The 16,702-nt window shown below is 54.7% G+C and carries 12 protein-coding genes and 1 pseudogene; 5 read left to right on the top strand and 8 right to left on the bottom strand.

From position 1 onward, the window contains the following. The first annotated feature begins 686 nt into the window (after positions 1-686). A complete protein-coding gene (locus tag GRH90_RS23830; RefSeq protein ID WP_162368473.1) occupies positions 687-3,653 on the top strand; it encodes a TrlF family AAA-like ATPase in 2,967 nt (988 codons plus the stop codon). Positions 3,654-3,980: 327 nt separating this feature from the next. Further along, a complete protein-coding gene (locus GRH90_RS23825; protein WP_246236221.1) occupies positions 3,981-4,697 on the top strand; it encodes a hypothetical protein in 717 nt (238 codons plus the stop codon). Positions 4,698-4,811: 114 nt separating this feature from the next. Here the strand turns inward: GRH90_RS23825 and GRH90_RS23820 are convergent, their stop codons facing one another. Then, positions 4,812-5,576, bottom strand: a complete 765-nt coding sequence (locus tag GRH90_RS23820) for a Fic/DOC family protein (RefSeq protein WP_162368472.1) — start codon at positions 5,574-5,576, stop codon at positions 4,812-4,814. Continuing rightward, positions 5,573-5,836, bottom strand: coding sequence for a hypothetical protein (locus tag GRH90_RS23815; RefSeq protein ID WP_162368471.1), 264 nt, complete (start codon positions 5,834-5,836; stop codon positions 5,573-5,575). Before GRH90_RS23815 ends, GRH90_RS23820 begins: the two co-directional genes overlap by 4 nt. 147 nt (positions 5,837-5,983) lie before the next feature. Between GRH90_RS23815 and GRH90_RS23810 the strand changes: the two genes are divergently transcribed. After that, positions 5,984-6,952, top strand: coding sequence for a hypothetical protein (locus GRH90_RS23810; RefSeq protein ID WP_162368470.1), 969 nt, complete (start codon positions 5,984-5,986; stop codon positions 6,950-6,952). Between the two features lie 261 nt (positions 6,953-7,213). Here the strand turns inward: GRH90_RS23810 and GRH90_RS23805 are convergent, their stop codons facing one another. From GRH90_RS23805 to guaB, 4 genes and pseudogenes are all read right to left on the bottom strand, one after another. Further along, positions 7,214-7,432 (bottom strand): DUF2274 domain-containing protein, encoded by a 219-nt coding sequence (locus tag GRH90_RS23805; protein WP_162368469.1) that lies wholly within the window; start codon positions 7,430-7,432, stop codon positions 7,214-7,216. Further along, positions 7,429-7,827 (bottom strand): annotated as a pseudogene (locus GRH90_RS23800) (TraB/TrbI/VirB10 family type IV secretion system protein); the annotation flags it as partial. The pseudogene GRH90_RS23800 and the gene GRH90_RS23805, both read right to left, overlap by 4 nt. A 12-nt stretch (positions 7,828-7,839) precedes the next feature. Next, positions 7,840-9,417: a glutamine-hydrolyzing GMP synthase gene (gene guaA, locus GRH90_RS23795; protein WP_162368468.1), complete on the bottom strand. Its 1,578-nt coding sequence runs from the start codon at positions 9,415-9,417 to the stop codon at positions 7,840-7,842. Positions 9,418-9,584: 167 nt separating this feature from the next. Beyond that, complete coding sequence (gene guaB / locus GRH90_RS23790; RefSeq protein WP_162368467.1) at positions 9,585-11,048, bottom strand: IMP dehydrogenase; 1,464 nt, start codon at positions 11,046-11,048, stop codon at positions 9,585-9,587. Positions 11,049-11,209: 161 nt separating this feature from the next. On the opposite strand from guaB, the gene xseA reads away from it, so the two are divergent. After that, positions 11,210-12,655 carry an exodeoxyribonuclease VII large subunit gene (xseA, locus tag GRH90_RS23785; RefSeq protein ID WP_162368466.1) on the top strand — a complete coding sequence of 482 codons (1,446 nt, stop codon included), beginning with the start codon at positions 11,210-11,212 and terminating at the stop codon, positions 12,653-12,655. A 24-nt stretch (positions 12,656-12,679) separates the two neighbouring features. Here xseA and GRH90_RS23780 read toward each other — a convergent pair whose 3' ends face one another. Together GRH90_RS23780 and GRH90_RS23775 are read right to left on the bottom strand one after the other, a co-directional pair. Next, positions 12,680-13,909: an MFS transporter gene (locus tag GRH90_RS23780; RefSeq protein ID WP_162368465.1), complete on the bottom strand. Its 1,230-nt coding sequence runs from the start codon at positions 13,907-13,909 to the stop codon at positions 12,680-12,682. A 106-nt stretch (positions 13,910-14,015) separates the two neighbouring features. Further along, the gene (locus tag GRH90_RS23775; protein ID WP_162368464.1) at positions 14,016-14,507 is read right to left on the bottom strand and encodes a GNAT family N-acetyltransferase; all 492 of its coding nucleotides are present in this window, start codon (positions 14,505-14,507) and stop codon (positions 14,016-14,018) included. 522 nt (positions 14,508-15,029) lie between these two features. On the opposite strand from GRH90_RS23775, the gene mqo reads away from it, so the two are divergent. Continuing rightward, complete coding sequence (gene mqo / locus GRH90_RS23770) at positions 15,030-16,652, top strand: malate dehydrogenase (quinone) (protein ID WP_162368463.1); 1,623 nt, start codon at positions 15,030-15,032, stop codon at positions 16,650-16,652. Positions 16,653-16,702: the final 50 nt, after the last annotated feature.

Here is a 16,702-nt window from a genome sequence, read left to right as displayed (position 1 = left end):
GATGGTCCTCTCTGCTTAACATGGCGCTTCCTTTTTCGGTGTAGGAACCTTAAAGAAAGACCATGTTGGGTGGAGTGGACAACTTTTCCGATGAATTACGACCTTATATCAGCGATGCCGACATCGGCATGCTTGGCTCCCATTTTACTGCGGGGCAGATGTTGAATCTGGCTTTCTGCCGCTACTGGAGCATACCCCGATTGTGTTGTTGTAGGGGAAACTTAAAGAGAGCACATTTGGCTTTTATCATTATTTTTCATGGTATTAAGTTATTCACGCTCTACTGCGATAGTATTCGATTCGGGCATGGAATGGCATAGTTTGGCGTGCAAATTGTCCCAAATTTTCCCCAGAAAATAGTTCTGAAAACTACAGCACACCCTAGCGTATGCAGGCATATTTTGCTGGGGCTGTTTTCAGCGAGACCAGTGTCTTACACCACCAAATCTGTGTACCTATGCATGTCCCCACCGCCTTTGGTCATTTCTAGTCTGTATGTCCTCCGTATGCGTAATACGTGCACGTCATAATTTCATGATAATAATCAAAAATTTGACAGGCTGCATTCTGGGCATGTTGTAAGCGAGGAAATTTTGATCTAATTTGACCTTAAGCAGCATCCCTTCTCCTTAAGAAATGGATTCTACTGTTTTCGTCGCGGAAAACTCAGTTGACTGGACACAACAATGAATAAAAATGAGCTACTTAGTTCGAAATATCCCTTGGGTTCCGAATGGCGACGCTGGGATCTTCATGTTCACACGCCGGAGAGTAAACTCGGCGACTCATTCTCTGGTATCACTTGGGACGCCTATGTGACGGCGCTAGAGACAACGGCGCAAGGTATGGGAATTTCCGTTATCGGAATTACCGATTACATGACCATTGACGGCTATGAAAGACTTTACCGAGAACGGAATGATCCTGAAAAACCAAGGCTACAAAGTGTTGATTTCATCCTGCCCAACATCGAATTCCGTGCCCAACCGGCTACAAAAGATGGAAAAGCACTCAATATACATTTGCTAATTGACCCAAGCGATCCAGATCATATTCAAAAGATAAAACGGGCACTTGCCAATCTTAAGATCGAATATACCTCGCCAGTTGGAGACGGTCAGCAGAGTTACGGCTGTATCCGAAATGACTTGATCGCCTTCGCTCGCGCTCAGGGATTTGCGGGAGACGATGAAGCTGCCTACAAATATGGTGTCTTGCAGTTTAAACCTTCCTACGAAATTATCATTAAGTGGTTCAGGAACGACGGCTGGCTGATGAAAAACTGTCTCGTAGGGGTTGCCAACGGCAAAGATGGCATCAGTGGGCTTCCGGCTGACGGATTTGCTTCTACTCGGGATCAGTTATTACTGCATAGTGATTTTATCTTTTCGGGTTCGTCAACGGACCGGGAATATTATCTGGGCAAAAAGGCGGGCACGACTCCTGAAAAGATCCGGGTCATGTATCGTTCCCTAAAACCCTGCCTGCACGGTTCAGATGCACACACGCTGGAAAAGCTTTTCATGCCGGATCTCGAGCGCAACTGCTGGATAAAAGCTGATCCGACGTTCGAAGGACTCAGGCAGGTGATATGGGAACCGGATTGCAGGGTATATATTGGTAAATCACGGCCGGGGTTGACCGACCAGAGCCGCCTGATCTCGGAAATTCATATTCAGCCTGATAGTGGATGGTTTTCACAGTCATCAGTTAGACTGAATCCGGGATTGGTCGCCATTATTGGTGAAAAGGGTGCAGGGAAAACGGCCATTGCTGATTTGATCGCCTTTGCTGCCGGCGTGCCACCAGATCCCAAGTCACAGTCATCATTTATTATTAAAGGAAAACGCCTACTTACCGGCATGAAGGTTGGTCTAACATGGGGCAGTGGGACCAAAACGGACGCTACCCTCACAGACAGCCCTCATCAGGTGTCCAGACCACTGGTTCGCTACTTGTCACAGGACTTCGTGGAGCGACTGTGCTCCATAGATCATGATGGCAATGAACTTCAAGTTGCCATCGAAGAAGTCGTGTTCTCCCACCTCGACCATGTACACCGTGAAGGTTATTCCAGTTTTGAAGAACTGCGTTCTGCGCGTGAATCAGCTTCCCAACAGAGGCAAGATGAGTATCGCGGAGACATTGCTGCCCTCAACCGGGAAATTGATCGGCTGCACGCTGCCTTAGCGCAGAAACCGGAAAAGATTGCTAACCGGGAACAACTTCTGAAACAGATCGAGGAAATGCGCGTCCAGCTTCCATCCATCATTGCCACGGTTGATGAAAAGTTTCTGAAGCAATTGGACGAAGAGCAACGCATCCTTCGTGGGATTGAAGGCGAAATCACCGGACTGGGGCGGAAAAAAAGGAGGCTGGATGACTTTTTACAATCTTACCAAGATCTCATTGAGAGGACCCGTCGCACTGTCACAGAACTGATCTCTGCCTCTCAGCTCGCAGAGGAATGCACGCAGGAGGAACTGGAACGACTTCACCCCCGCTGGGACCCAACTATCGCCGCCACGTTGGCCGAAAAAGCCATGAGCACACAGAGCGAAATTGAGGCAAAAACGGGTAGTGAAGCAACTTGGCAGCGTGACGGAAAGACCGCTTGGGACATTGGCAAACGACTCGAGGAGATGAAGGCATCCCTGCAGCAGGATGAAAGCAACAAAAAACGACTGTTTGAGCTTCAGCAAAAAATCGCCTCCTCGGAAGCAGACGCCTCCCGAATCCAGAAAGAAATTGAGACACTAGACAGCAGGACCCGCCAGTTACTGAACAGCAAGGAAACTGAACGGGACAGCTCTTACATGAAGTATTACCAGGCACTGGCACAGGACGAAGCCGGCCTGCATGAACTGTACGCTCCCATGCAGCGCCAGTTGGAAAGGCTGAGTCCTGAAATGAAGTTTGAGCTTTCAGCAGGTTACAGCGTGGACACACGGGCATGGCTCGAAAAAGCCTCCCGTTTTTTTGACCTGAGAAAGGCAGGGGCTCAAGTGCTGAAAGATGAGATTGAGGCGTTCGCGATTGAACACCTCTCGCCAGCATGGTCCTCAGGTGATCTCATAAAGATCAAAAACGAGATGGAAGCATTGTCCAAACTTATTGACCCGGCCGTATTTATGTCGCATTTTGCTGCTCCGTCCCTTAAATTGATCGACCTTCTAGACTGGATGTACTCCACCGACCACGTTCGAACGACTTATAAAATCCGTTACGGCGGCACGGATCTTGAACATCTCTCCCCGGGTACACGGGGGATCGCCCTGTTGGTGTTGTATCTGCTTATGGACGGCGACGATAGCCGGCCGTTGCTGATAGACCAGCCGGAGGGAAATCTCGATAATTCTTCGGTCTATCTCCAGCTCGTTCCCTACATCCGCAAGGCTAAGGAGCAACGACAAATTATTATTGTTACGCATAACCCCAACCTGGTTGTTTCGACGGATGCTGAACAGATAATCATCGCGCTTCCGCAGCGAACTTCCAGTCAGCCTTACCCACAGATAACCTATGAATCGGGCTCGCTGGAGCACAATCTGACAGACGGCGACATGTTCGGCATTCGTCAGGCAGTCTGTACATTATTGGAAGGCGGACACTTGGCCTTTAAAGAACGCGAGGGGAGATATTCGATTTCATAGCTAGACCGTACGTAAGGCAGTATGACATTTAGCTGTAGCCGGCGCTGCTCCCCTAGCCTCTGGTCAGCACTGATAATTCATTAACGCGTTTGATAACAGAATCGCACCGCCGGGATTGTTACATGCGAAAATCGCTGTGCTGACGATAGGGGGGATTTTGCCCCGGCAACGGACCGGTTTTCTAGCAGAAGACCTAAGAAAAGCTGATGCACACGTACTTGTGATCCTCTTCGTAATTGGGGTGTATCCGTTCACGCCATAGCTCCCAATAGTCTTCATGTCAGAAGCTTGAACCCAGTTCGCCCATACATTCTTTAGGCAATTTACATGTTCCTCAATAACTCCGTTACTCCATTTTTGACCCACCGCCTCGTTAACGGCATCGGCTGCCATGCCAGCAGCAATCCGCTTCAGGCCAAGCAGGACACTTTTCTTTGCTCGATCCCATCAGTTATCATGCCTCGGGTTGTTAAATTCAGCGTAGAGAGAACAATAATAATGCGTCATTTTCTCACCGAGTATCGGGACTCTGTTCTCGCTTTTGTTGGCATTCTTATCGCCAGTATTTCACTCGGATTTGCTATCTGGCAAGGGAAGGAACAGATCAAACATAATCATGTTTCGGTTGAACCAAGGATAAATGCGTATTTCTCCATTGATGGTCGAAAAGACAAATGGGGAATTTACGCAATCAATAACGGTATGGGAGCAGCGTTTGTTACCACTATTACCGTAACAGTTGATGGCAAACCAGTTAATGCCGTTGAGAATAATATTTTCGTTGGAGCAATACAGGCTTTGGGGCTACGCGTTGGTTGTTTTATCATCGGTGGTCCGCGTCCCAACGATTCTTTCAAGGTTGGGGAAGAAATTTTTTTGATTGAAGCCCGGGGGGGAGATAGAAGCTGCGCGGGAGATCTGCTTCGTTTGAAATGGGCTTCATTGTCTCCATATCGACTGGACTTTGTGCTGGAGACGGAATCTATCTACGGAGATAAGTTTCGTTATATATACTCGCAGAATCGTCAAACACGGGTGGATTAATTCCTTTTTCTCGGTGTGTAGTGCATCAGTATAATGCCGGACATTTCCAAATCCTGTTTGGAATGGCCCTAGGAGCGTGGAAACTGTTGGCCTATAGATGACCCTTTGGCATTTTCAGTCGTCAAATTCAGGAGGAACAGGCGTGTCCAGAGATTGTGTTCTATATGTATTATAAGTCTGTTTGACGTCTGGATTGTCCAGACTCTCGTACACGATATCTTCTTTGTCTAAGCCATCTAAGCCCCTGATACCACTTATGATCTCAGGCCACGCGTCACGACTGGATATGTCCACCACGAACGGTTTTAGGTAATTATCGAGATGTCCCTTGAAAGGCTCCCGGATTTCGTCGCTGAGTGCCCGTAAGTAGCCGTCCTTGGTTGTCTTTGACCAATCGATAGCGAATTTGGCACGATAGGAGAGTTCCATAAAGACAAGTAAAATAGTGCGGCCATTGCCGTCCAAGAAGGGGTGTGCAAAAGCCAATTGGCCCATCACCTCGCCAGGCCGATCTCTGAAGCGCTTCTTGTCAGTTGCTAACTGAAGTGCATAGTCGATAGACCTTTTGATCAAATCCGGGTGCTCGAAAGCGATGCTATGAGGATCGTCATGCGGGCCTTTGAAAACGGCTAGATGCGGCACAAGCTCGTTACGAGCTTTTCCTGCCCAATGATAAAAATCGGAGAAAAGGATCTCGTGAACTTTGAGTACGCTCTGGTAGTCGATGGGCCTCTTTTTAGCCAAGTAGGCAAGAGCATCTTCGATACTCAATTCGAACGAAAGATGCTCTGACTCTTTTACTTCAACGGGATCTTTGAGCAGTAGCGAATTTTGGAGATATCCAGCAGTTTCGAAATCGCCAAAGGGATCGAAACTCATACGCTAATTTTTTTCTTGGAACGCCTTTTCTCCTGAAGGTACCCCCCCTGGAGCGTCAGGGTCTCAGACTTGCTCAGCACGCCTTTTCTTTTGAGATTGACGAGTAACTGCTCAACGTTATCCAACTCGACGACGTCACCAGCCAGACGGGTAATAGCCACGGCCATACGGCTCATGCCGTCACGTTCAGCTGTGACTTTATGGGATCTAGCAAGCCTGCGAACTCGACTTGCAACACTTACAGCGGCCATTTTAGTCATCGAAAAATCTCCTATTTACGTTCAAAGTATAGCAAGATACTGGCTTGTTGTCTCCACCGAGCTTAAAGGTCAAGGTCTACAGAAAGTACATGGCATACATGCTTTCTATGATGAATTTTGTTCGTGAGAGTAGCCATGACGATGCGAATGAAGCAACGCAATGAGGAGGGTAGTCAAAGGATAATGGTCGAAAACGGAAAAATCACAGATGAACAAGACAGACGTTATGCAGTGCTTGCCAACGCGGTAACCCTTATCGCAAATGAGTCGTTAGTGCTTGCACAATACGAAGCGACAGCCCAGCAAGGCCAGTTTGCTAAACTCTGTCTGGAAAGCGATAAGGGGGTATTCGATAAACGCGTCAATCAAGTTATTGAACACTTGGGCGGGCCGCCAGAATTCTATATAGTGACCGAAGATCAGGAACAAAAAATCCCGCCCGGCGATAATTACCCAGAAGCCGTCATGCGTGAAGTGTTTTCAGTCTTCTCACGAGCTCGCAAATCGGTCATACGTGCTCACCTGTTTCAGGCGGGCTCCTCACTTATTACGGCACACCCGAACCTGCTAAATTTTCCCGACAACCCGACTAAACAAGTTTGGTTTATCGAGCAAGCGCAAGCTGCTTTTTGGGAGCACGCGGAGGCAGCGTATATTTGGCTGTATTCATTCTGGGACCGGCTCGGGCAGGTGTTGGATTTCTCTTTCTTCAATATTCGTAAGTTCGACCAAAACGGCTTTACCTCGGTTATGGATCGCATTCACTTAAACGCGGTCCCGATGGATGATCTATTGAAAAATAGCACGAGCTGGAAGCGGCTAAGATCGTTCCAGACTTCGGAAAAAGAGGATGGTTTGAAGTGGCTTCTTCAGCGCCGAAACCTTATTGTCCATAGTCTCCACCTCCATCCAGTTCAGACCAACGAAGAAAGCGTCTTCAAGTCGCAGTACAATCACCTCGAAATCGCCTATCGAGATAAACTGCGTCCAAAATCTCCAGAGGAAGAAGCAGGTTTACTGCTTGGACAACTTAACAAAGCTGGCGATCTGTTCAATGACTTCCTTACTGTCGTTGAATTCTCTCCTTCAAGAAAACAGGATCGTTTCTTGTTTTAACGACCAACCGGCTAACGATGTCCTATTGCACGTTGTTGGAGTCAATACTGAAGTTTATTGCATAGTCATCCGCTCAGCAGAGTCTGCCTCTCTTTGAAGGCGTTTTCCCTGGCAGCATCTGCAATCGGCTTACGCTATTTTTCTCTTTTTGGGTCATATTGGCGGCCAAAAATAGTCAAGCTCAGTGGCTGTCATCGCTATCAACGACGGATTGATAGGCAAAATAGATACCTTCAAGCCGCGTATTAAGGCATTGAAACATTATCTGTCCCCTCTCTTAAACCCCCTATCCCCCGCCATAAATCCTGCCAGCATATGTGGGATTAGCGTCACCGCATCAACGGTTTCGCCGTAAGTTTGCGCATATTGGGCAGCGTAGCGATCGAGTTCGGTCTTGAGGCTGGCCGGACAGGTAAAGGTCAGCTTCACATTCTCGGTATTCGGCAACCGTCCCAGCCTCATTTTACGTGTGAAACTCATCGCGAAATCCCCCTATTGAAAAAAAGCGGCTGATACGGCCTCAGCACCAGATCCCGATTAACGATAATCCGCACCGGCAAGCCCGGCCGTTCCGTCAGCGTCGGCTGAATATTAAGATTGCGCCGCGTGACTTCCTGTCCCACCTCATTCACCGTATCCTGCAAACTGTCGCGCCCGGCGATGATGATGCGGTCGCCATCCTGGCGGTTCTCCGGCGCGGCCAGTTCAGCACCAACTCCCAACAGCGTGGTCATTGCCGCACCGGCGATAATGCGATCCCAGTGCCAGTCGGTGCCATCCTCCAGTCCGGTATAACCGGCAGGATCAGCTCCCGCCAGATTATCCAACACTAACGACGAGGTATCCGGCAGAATGATGCGGTTCCATACCACCTGAAAAACCTTGGATCACTCCCACTCGATCGTCGCCGGCGGTTTCCCCGAAATATCGTAAACCACCCTTGAAATCCCATCGACCTCATTGATAATCCGATTAGACACCCGGCCCAAAAACTCGTACGGCAAATGCGCCCAGTGGGCGGTCATAAAGTCGATGGTTTCCACCGCCCGCAGCGAGACGACCCAATCATATTTACGGCCGTCGCCCATCACCCCCACCGAACGTACCGGCAGGAACACGGTAAATGCCTGGCTGACCTTGTGGTAAAGCTCGGCCTTGTGCAGTTCGTCGATAAAAATCGCGTCGGCGCGGCGCAGCAGGTCGCAGTATTCTTTTTTCACTTCGCCCAGCACCCGCACGCCGAGGCCCGGTCCCGGGAACGGATGGCGGTACAGCATATCGTAGGGCAGCCCGAGCTCCAGGCCGATTTTACGTACCTCGTCCTTGAACAGCTCCTTCAGCGGCTCCACCAGGCCCAGCTTCATCTCTTTCGGCAACCCGCCGACGTTGTGATGGGACTTGATAACATGCGCCTTGCCGGTGGCGGAGGCGGCGGATTCAATCACGTCGGGGTAGATGGTGCCCTGCGCCAGCCATTTTACCAGCGACTGCTTGCTGGCTTCCCGATCGAACACCTCGACAAACACCCGGCCGATGATTTTACGTTTGGCTTCCGGCTCGTCCACGCCGGCCAGCGCGCTGAGAAAACGCTCTTCGGCGGCGACATGGACGATATTCAGGCCGTATTTCTGGCCGAACATTTCCAGCACCTGGTCGGCTTCGTTCAGGCGCAGCAGGCCGTTATCGACAAATACGCAGGTTAAACGCTTGCCGATGGCGCGGTGCAGCAGCATGGCGGTAACGGATGAGTCCACCCCGCCCGACAGGCCGAGGATCACGTGGTCGTCGCCAATCTGCTCGCGCAGCCGGCCGACCGCGTCCTCGATGATCTTGTCCGGCGTCCACAGGGCTTCACACCGGCAGATATCGTGGACGAAGCGCTGTAAAATACGCTGTCCCTGGCGGGTATGGGTAACTTCCGGGTGGAACTGCACGCCGTAGAAACGCCGCTCTTCGTCGGCCATGATGGCGAATTGACAGGTTTCGGTGCTGGCGACGGTGACAAAACCGGCCGGGATGCCGGTCACCTTGTCGCCGTGGCTCATCCACACGTCCAGCAGCGGCTTGGTATTGACGCTTAATGAATCCTGGATATCGCGCACCAGCAGGCTGTCGGACACCACCTCGACCTGCGCGTAGCCGAACTCGCGCTGGTTGGATCCTTCCACCCGGCCGCCCAGCTGCATGGCCATGGTCTGCATGCCGTAGCATACGCCCAAGACCGGCACGCCGGCCCGGTAAACATATTCCGGGGCGATGGGGCTGTCCTGTTCGGTGGTGCTTTCGGGGCCGCCGGAAAGGATGATGCCGCTGGGGGCGAAGGCACGGATCTGCGCTTCCGTCACGTCCCAGGCCCAGAGTTCGCAATAGACGCCAAGCTCACGGACGCGGCGGGCGATCAGTTGGGTATACTGCGAGCCGAAGTCCAGGATCAGGATGCGGTGTTGATGAATATTCTCTGTCATAGAAGGCGTATTCCAGGAGCGGATAGCAAATAAAACACGACCCGGCCGCGGCCGGGAAGAATAAATTCAGGGACGGCCGATCCTCGGCCATCCGGACTATAGCCATCGCGGGCGGCGATCTGCGCGGATAAGGTCATATTACGCCCGTCGCGCGCCGTCCCGGCGTTTTAACCCATACGGTAATTCGGCGATTCCTTGGTGATGGCGACGTCGTGGACGTGGCTCTCCTGAATGCCGGCGCCGCTGATACGCACAAATTCAGCCTTGGTGCGCAACTCGTCGATAGTAGCACAGCCGGTCAGGCCCATACAGGAGCGCAGCCCGCCCATTTGCTGGTGGACAATCTCCTTCAGGCGGCCTTTATAGGCGACCCGGCCTTCGATACCTTCCGGCACCAGTTTGTCGGCGGCGTTGTCGGTCTGGAAATAACGGTCGGAGGAGCCTTTGGACATGGCGCCGAGCGATCCCATGCCGCGGTAGGATTTAAACGAACGGCCCTGGTAGAGTTCGATTTCGCCGGGGGATTCCTCGGTGCCGGCCAGCAGCGAGCCGACCATCACGCAGGAGGCGCCGGCGGCGATGGCCTTGGCGATATCGCCGGAGAAGCGGATACCGCCGTCGGCGATAACCGGGATGCCGGTGCCTTCCAGCGCTTCAACCGCGTCGGAAATGGCGGTGATTTGCGGCACGCCCACGCCGGTGACGATACGGGTGGTGCAGATGGAACCGGGGCCGATACCCACTTTGACTGCGCTCACGCCGGCCTCGACCAGCGCAATGGCGCCGGAAGCGGTGGCGACGTTGCCGCCGATAATCTGCAGGTCGGGATATTTGGCGCGGGTATCGCGGATACGCTGCAATACGCCTTCGGAGTGGCCGTGGGAGGAGTCGATCAGCAGCACGTCGACGCCGGCGGCGACCAGCGCGTCGATACGCTCTTCGTTACCGGCGCCGGCGCCCACCGCCGCGCCCACCCGCAGGCGGCCGTGTTCGTCTTTGCAAGCGTTGGGCTTGCGTTCCGCCTTCTGGAAATCCTTGACGGTAATCATGCCGAGCAGATGGAACTGCGCGTCCACCACCAGGGCTTTTTCCACGCGTTTCTCATGCATTTTCTGCAGCACCACTTCGCGGGCCTCGCCTTCTTTTACCGTAACCAGGCGCTCTTTCGGCGTCATGACCGCGGTAACCGGCTGGTTCAAATCGGTGACAAAACGCACGTCGCGGCCGGTGATGATGCCCACCAGCTCATTATCGTCGGTGACCACCGGGTAACCGGCAAAGCCGTTACGGGCGGTCAGCTCCTTCACCTGGGATAAGGTGGTGGCGGGCGTTACCGTCTTGGGATCGGTGACCACGCCGCTTTCATGTTTTTTCACCCGGCTGACTTCGTCGGCCTGGCGCTCGATAGGCATATTTTTATGGATGAAACCGATACCGCCTTCCTGGGCCAGGGCGATGGCCAGCGGCGCTTCGGTCACGGTGTCCATGGCGGCGGAGAGCAGCGGAATATTCAGGCGTATTTTTTTGGTCAGTTGCGTGCCCAGGTCGGCCGTGTTGGGCAACACCGTGGAATGTGCAGGTAACAGGAGGAGATCGTCGAACGTCAGGGCTTCTTTTGCGATACGTAGCATAGCAATATCTCACCAGGATGGATGTATAAAATATTGCCGTGGCATTATACAGAACGTAACCGGTTGCCTCCAGCACTTTTTAAAAAAAATGCTTGATATGCGCTGGGCGATAAGTAATATCAACCGATTAACCCTTATTTATGGAAGTTGATCCGGCTCACATGTCTTCCCCTCCCACCGCATTGATTTTTACCGTCTCCCGTCTTAACCAGACGGTGCGCGAACTGCTGGAAGGCGAAATGGGCCAGGTCTGGCTTACCGGCGAAATTTCCAACTTCTCGCAGCCCTCCTCCGGTCATTGGTATTTCACGCTGAAAGACGATCGCGCCCAGGTACGCTGCGCTATGTTCCGCAACAGCAACCGGCGGGTGACCTTCGCGCCGCGCAACGGCCAGCAGGTCTTGGTACGGGCGGCGCTGACGCTGTACGAACCGCGCGGCGAATATCAGCTGGTTACCGAAAGCATGCAGCCGGCCGGCGACGGCCTGTTGCAGCAGCAGTTCGAACAGCTCAAGCAGCGCCTGTCCGCCGAAGGCTTATTTGATCACATCCATAAACAGCCGTTGCCCAGCCCGGCCCGCCGGGTCGGCGTAATCACCTCCGCCAGCGGCGCGGCGCTGCATGACATCCTCAATATCCTCAGGCGCCGGGATCCGTCGCTGCCGGTGGTGATTTATCCGACCCAGGTACAGGGCCAGGACGCGCCGGCGCAGATCGTGCGCGCCATCGAAACCGCCAACCGGCGCGGCGAGTGCGACGTGCTGATCGTCGGCCGGGGCGGCGGCTCGCTGGAAGATTTATGGAGTTTTAACGACGAGCGGGTGGCGCGGGCGATTTTTGCCAGCCGCCTGCCGGTGGTAAGCGCGGTCGGCCACGAAACCGATGTGACCATTGCCGATTTTATCGCCGACCTGCGCGCGCCCACCCCTTCGGCCGCGGCGGAGCTGGTCAGCCGTAATCAGCTGGAGCTGGTGCGTCAGCTGCGGTCCCAGCAGCAGCGCCTGGAAATGGCGATGGATTATTTTATGGCGCAGCGGCTGCAAATCCTGACCCGGATGCAGCATCGCCTACAGCAGCAACATCCCCACCTGCGCCTGGCGCGCCAGCAGACGGCGCTGATGAAACTGCGCCGCCGGCTGGATGACAGCCTGCAGGGGCAGCTGCGCCAGGCGCGCTTACGCCAGGAACGCCTGCTCCGGCGCCTGAACCAGCAGGCGCCGCTGCCGCGTATCAGCCATGCGCAGCAGCGTATGCAGGCCTTGGGCTACAGGCTGCGGCGGGCGATCGGCGGCCGGTTGAACCAACAGGGTCAGGTACAGGCGCTGCGCTACCGGCTGACCCAGGGCATGACCCGGCGGTTAAGCGGTCAACAGCGTACGTTCGGCATGCTGTGCTCGCAGCTGGAGGCGGTCAGCCCGCTGAAGACGCTGGCGCGCGGATTCAGCGTTACCACCGATAGCCAGGGCGCGCTGATCAAGCAAACCCGGCAGGTGAAGGCCGGCGATATCCTCTCCACGCGTCTGGAAGACGGGCAGGTGGAAAGCCGGGTGCTGAGCGTCAAGCCCGCCGCGCCCGCGCCAAAACCGCGCGCTAAAAAAGCGCGCTAAATCCCGGACGCCCTCTCCCGCCCCCTATTTCTCGTCTCCCCGATCCCGGCGCGCGCAAGCCAGACGGGCAAAGGCGTTATACCCCGCGCCGATAACCAGCAGCGCGCAGGTGCCGAAAAACACCGGCCGCATGCCAAAGTGGCCGCCGATAAATCCCCCGAGCAGCGGCCCCGCCACCTGGCCGACATATTGCGCCGACGTGGAATAACCTAGCATCCTGCCGGCAATCTTGTCCGGTACATTATGCCGGATGACGCTGGCGATACAGGGTAATAGCCCGCCCAGCGCCACGCCCATAAAAAAGCGCAGGGCCACCAGTTGCCAGCCCCGGGTGACCAGGGCCTGTGGGATCAGCAATAACCCCGCCACCAGCAGGCAGCCGATAATCACCGTCCACGGCCCGTTGCGATCGGCCAGTTTGCCGAGCCAGGAGGCGGAGACAATACTGCCCAACGCGGCGCTGGCCATCACCAGGCCGGCGACGAAGGTCACCCGGTGGGATTCCACCAGCTGCGCCACGTAAAGGGTAATAATGGGCTCGATGGACATAGTGGCCACCATCAGCAACGTGCCGGTAACCAGCATCGCCAGCACCGCCCGGCTGAACCCGGCGGCGGCGGGCACGATCTCCTGCTTGCGACGGGTGACGGCGCCCGGCTCCTCCCGCAATAAAAACGTCGTGGCCAGAAAAGAGACAAATATCGCCGCGCCGGCCACGATAAAGGTGGCGCGGATGCCAATCAGCGGCGGCAGGGTGCCGCCTATCAGCGGACCGGTAAAATTCCCGGCCATGATGCCGGATGAAAGCACGCCCAGCGCCCAGCCGGTGCGCGCTTTGGGCGTTTGGGTCGCCACCAGTATCATGGAACCCGACGCATAGCCCCCCAGCAGGCCCGCCAGCAGCCGCAACGCCACCAGTTGCCAGACGCTGTGCGCCATGCCCAGCAACGTCATGGCGACCGCCATGCCGAGGCTGGCGCGGATCAGCATCAGCTTGCGGCCATAACGATCGCCCAGCCGCCCCCACAGCGGCGCGGTCAGCGCCGCGCTGAAAAAGGTCGCGCCATAGGCCAGCCCGGACCACAGGCTAATGGCGGCATGATCCGTCACCCCCAACTGTTCGACAAACAGCGGCAGGAACGGCAGCAGCAGGGTCATGGCGATAATGGTGGTGAAGGATCCGAATACGCAGACAAACAGGTTCCGCTGCCAGTAGCGGCTGCCGTCGGCCGATTCCGTTGGAGTGGTTATCATAAAATTCCTAAGACCTGTAATGGCCGGCGACCGGCCGGAACGCAAAAGTGGAACATCGTTGTCGTAACGCCTGGCGCGCACGCTCGCGCAATGGGCGCCAGGAGGTTTATTGCGGGCTTAGGCTTAGGTTGAAAAACAGCGAGTCCACCGCCATCACGGGGAAGGCGGCCGGCAGGCCGGCGCGGGCCACTTCTGAAAAACCATGATTGCGGTAAAAGCGCTGGGCGGCGAGGAACTTATCGGTGGTGCCGAGGAAGATGCCGGTCACGCCCTGGCGTTCGGCATGGGCGATCAGTCGTTCAAGCAGGCGGGCGGCCACCCGGTGTTCGCGGCCGCGAAACTCGGCGCGGACAAACATTTTGCGCAGCGCCGCCTGGGAAGCGCCGATATCCTTGAGGCCGAGCGTGCCGACGATCTTGCCGTCGTGTACCGCCACCCAGAATCCGCCGTTGCCGGATTGGTAAAATCCCGGGATATCGAATAAATCAGGCTGGTCCCGCGCCGTGATGTCGATACCAAACTCGTGTTGCTGGATAGGCACGATAACGTCAATCACACCCTGCCGGTCGGTGGGCACATATCTTCTAATCTCAACCATGTATCGATCCTGGGGGAAAATGCGCCGCCGGCCAAACGCGTGCGACAACCAATATTATGGACAAAACGGGGATAATAATGAACTCAATGCGCCGTATTGCCGCCAAGAAGCAAAAATAATATCAATCAAGCCGCCATGAAAACAACTTCTGCGCCATGAAAAAAATATAGCGTAACGACGAGCTGCTAATTATTCCTATAATAGAGAGGATCCGGCTGTGTAACGGGTCAACCATCGCAGATAACACTTAAAATCCTTTTTTTTGCCCTGCTAAAAAGAGAGTAACCATTTGTTAATGAAAGGTAAAATTTAAGCATGATTCAGTGATAACATGCTTTATATCAGATAATTACAAAATATAAGCTTTATGTATCTTAACCAAGCCATAACATCACATTTTAGTTTACTTAGCGGTTGCAGGCTTTTAGAATCGAAAACGCTAAGCAGACAGTATTGGGCCCAAAGCAACCTCAATAATATTGCCCTGCGGTATACTTAATTTCTTAAATAGAGACATTGCGCATGAAAGAGCATTTCATCGCATCCCTTTGCATGAATATGTTGGCATCGTCCCAACGGCAAACGGCTGCGAATAACGCCCCGGTGGACCTTGTCCTGATCGGTGGTGGAGTCATGAGCGCTACGCTTGGAACCTACCTTAAGGAACTTGAGCCAGACTGGACCATCAATATGTACGAGCGTCTGGATAAAACCGCGGAGGAGAGTTCCAACGGCTGGAATAACGCCGGCACCGGCCATGCCGCCTACTGTGAGCTGAATTACACCCCGGAAATGGCCGACGGCTCGATCGATATCGCCAAGGCGGTGTCAGTCAATGAATCATACGAGGTTTCCCGGCAGTTCTGGGCCTATCTGGTGAAGAATAATATTCTCGGCGAGCCCGGCACCTTTATCAATAACGTTCCCCATATGAGTTTTGTCTGGGGGGATGAAAACGTCAATTACCTGCGCAAGCGTTATGCCGCCCTGCAACGCAGCACGTTATTCCAGGGCATGGAATATACTGAGGACAGCCACAAAATCAGGCAATGGGCGCCGATGATCATGGAAGGCCGCGAACCTTTCCAGAAAGTGGCCGCCACCCGCATGACCATGGGCACCGACGTCAATTTCGGCGAGCTGACGCGGCAAATGCTCGACGCGCTTGAGCGGCGGTCGAATGTTAACCTGCATCTGCGCCATGACGTGCTGGATATCAGCCGTAATGACGACAATACCTGGACGATAAAAGTCGCCGACCTGAACAATAACGGCAAACAGACCTCGGTGCGCGCGCGGCATATCTTTATCGGCGCCGGCGGCGCGTCGCTTCGGCTTCTGCAAAAATCAGGTATTCCCGAGGCCCGTGGCTACGCCGGTTTTCCCGTGGGCGGCAAGTTCCTGGTGACCACCCGGCCGGAGGTGGTCAACGGCCACCTGGCGAAAGTCTACGGCAAGGCGTCGGTCGGCGCGCCGCCCATGTCGGTGCCGCATATCGATACCCGCATGCTGGACGGCAAGCGCACCCTGCTGTTCGGGCCGTACGCCACGTTTAGCAGTAAATTCCTTAAAAGCGGTTCCTGGCTGGATTTATTCGGTTCCCTGACGCTGCAAAACCTGATGCCGATGATTCGCGTCGGCCTGGATAATTTCGGCCTGCTGGGGTACCTGGTGAGCCAATCGCTGATGTCGGATAAAAAGCGGCTGTCGGCGCTGAAGGAATATTACCCCGAAGCGCGCCTGGAGGACTGGGAACTTACCGACGCCGGCCAGCGGGTCCAGATCATCAAAAAAGACGCGGAGAAAGGCGGCATCCTGCAGTTCGGCACAGAAGTGGTCAGTTCGGCGGATGGCACCCTGTCGGCGCTGCTGGGCGCCTCGCCGGGCGCGTCGACCGCCGCGCCCATTATGCTGCAATTGCTCGAAAGCATGTTCAAGCAGCAGGCGTCCTCCGCCGCCTGGCGCGCTAAATTGCAGGAAATGATCCCGACCTACGGCCGCGCGCTCGACGGCAACGTCGAGATGACCAATAAGATACGCGCCTATACCAGCGATATCCTGCGCTTGACCTGCGTCGAGGCGACCCATGGCCATGACGCGTCGATATCCACGGGCGTTTGGGATTCGTTGCCAAAAGCCATCTAGGCCCGCAGCCACGACGACCGGCGAACCCGACGGCCGTCGTCTTCCAATCG

The organism is Acerihabitans arboris, from assembly GCF_010131535.1.
In the GTDB taxonomy this organism is placed as follows: Bacteria; Pseudomonadota; Gammaproteobacteria; order Enterobacterales; family Enterobacteriaceae; genus Acerihabitans; species Acerihabitans arboris.
The sequence above is the reverse complement of the archived record's forward strand: the minus strand, read 5'-3'. Positions and strand labels throughout refer to the sequence as shown.

Bases quoted from the DNA above. Each gene is read 5' to 3' on its own strand.
- GRH90_RS23830 (WP_162368473.1), top strand. From the start codon at position 687: ATGAATAAAAATGAGCTACTTAGTTCGAAATATCCCTTGGGTTCCGAA.
- GRH90_RS23825 (WP_246236221.1), top strand. From the start codon at position 3,981: ATGTTCCTCAATAACTCCGTTACTCCATTTTTGACCCACCGCCTCGTT.
- GRH90_RS23820 (WP_162368472.1), bottom strand. From the start codon at position 5,576: ATGAGTTTCGATCCCTTTGGCGATTTCGAAACTGCTGGATATCTCCAA.
- GRH90_RS23815 (WP_162368471.1), bottom strand. From the start codon at position 5,836: ATGACTAAAATGGCCGCTGTAAGTGTTGCAAGTCGAGTTCGCAGGCTT.
- GRH90_RS23810 (WP_162368470.1), top strand. From the start codon at position 5,984: ATGAAGCAACGCAATGAGGAGGGTAGTCAAAGGATAATGGTCGAAAAC.
- GRH90_RS23805 (WP_162368469.1), bottom strand. From the start codon at position 7,432: ATGAGTTTCACACGTAAAATGAGGCTGGGACGGTTGCCGAATACCGAG.
- guaA (WP_162368468.1), bottom strand. From the start codon at position 9,417: ATGACAGAGAATATTCATCAACACCGCATCCTGATCCTGGACTTCGGC.
- guaB (WP_162368467.1), bottom strand. From the start codon at position 11,048: ATGCTACGTATCGCAAAAGAAGCCCTGACGTTCGACGATCTCCTCCTG.
- xseA (WP_162368466.1), top strand. From the start codon at position 11,210: ATGTCTTCCCCTCCCACCGCATTGATTTTTACCGTCTCCCGTCTTAAC.
- GRH90_RS23780 (WP_162368465.1), bottom strand. From the start codon at position 13,909: ATGATAACCACTCCAACGGAATCGGCCGACGGCAGCCGCTACTGGCAG.
- GRH90_RS23775 (WP_162368464.1), bottom strand. From the start codon at position 14,507: ATGGTTGAGATTAGAAGATATGTGCCCACCGACCGGCAGGGTGTGATT.
- mqo (WP_162368463.1), top strand. From the start codon at position 15,030: ATGAAAGAGCATTTCATCGCATCCCTTTGCATGAATATGTTGGCATCG.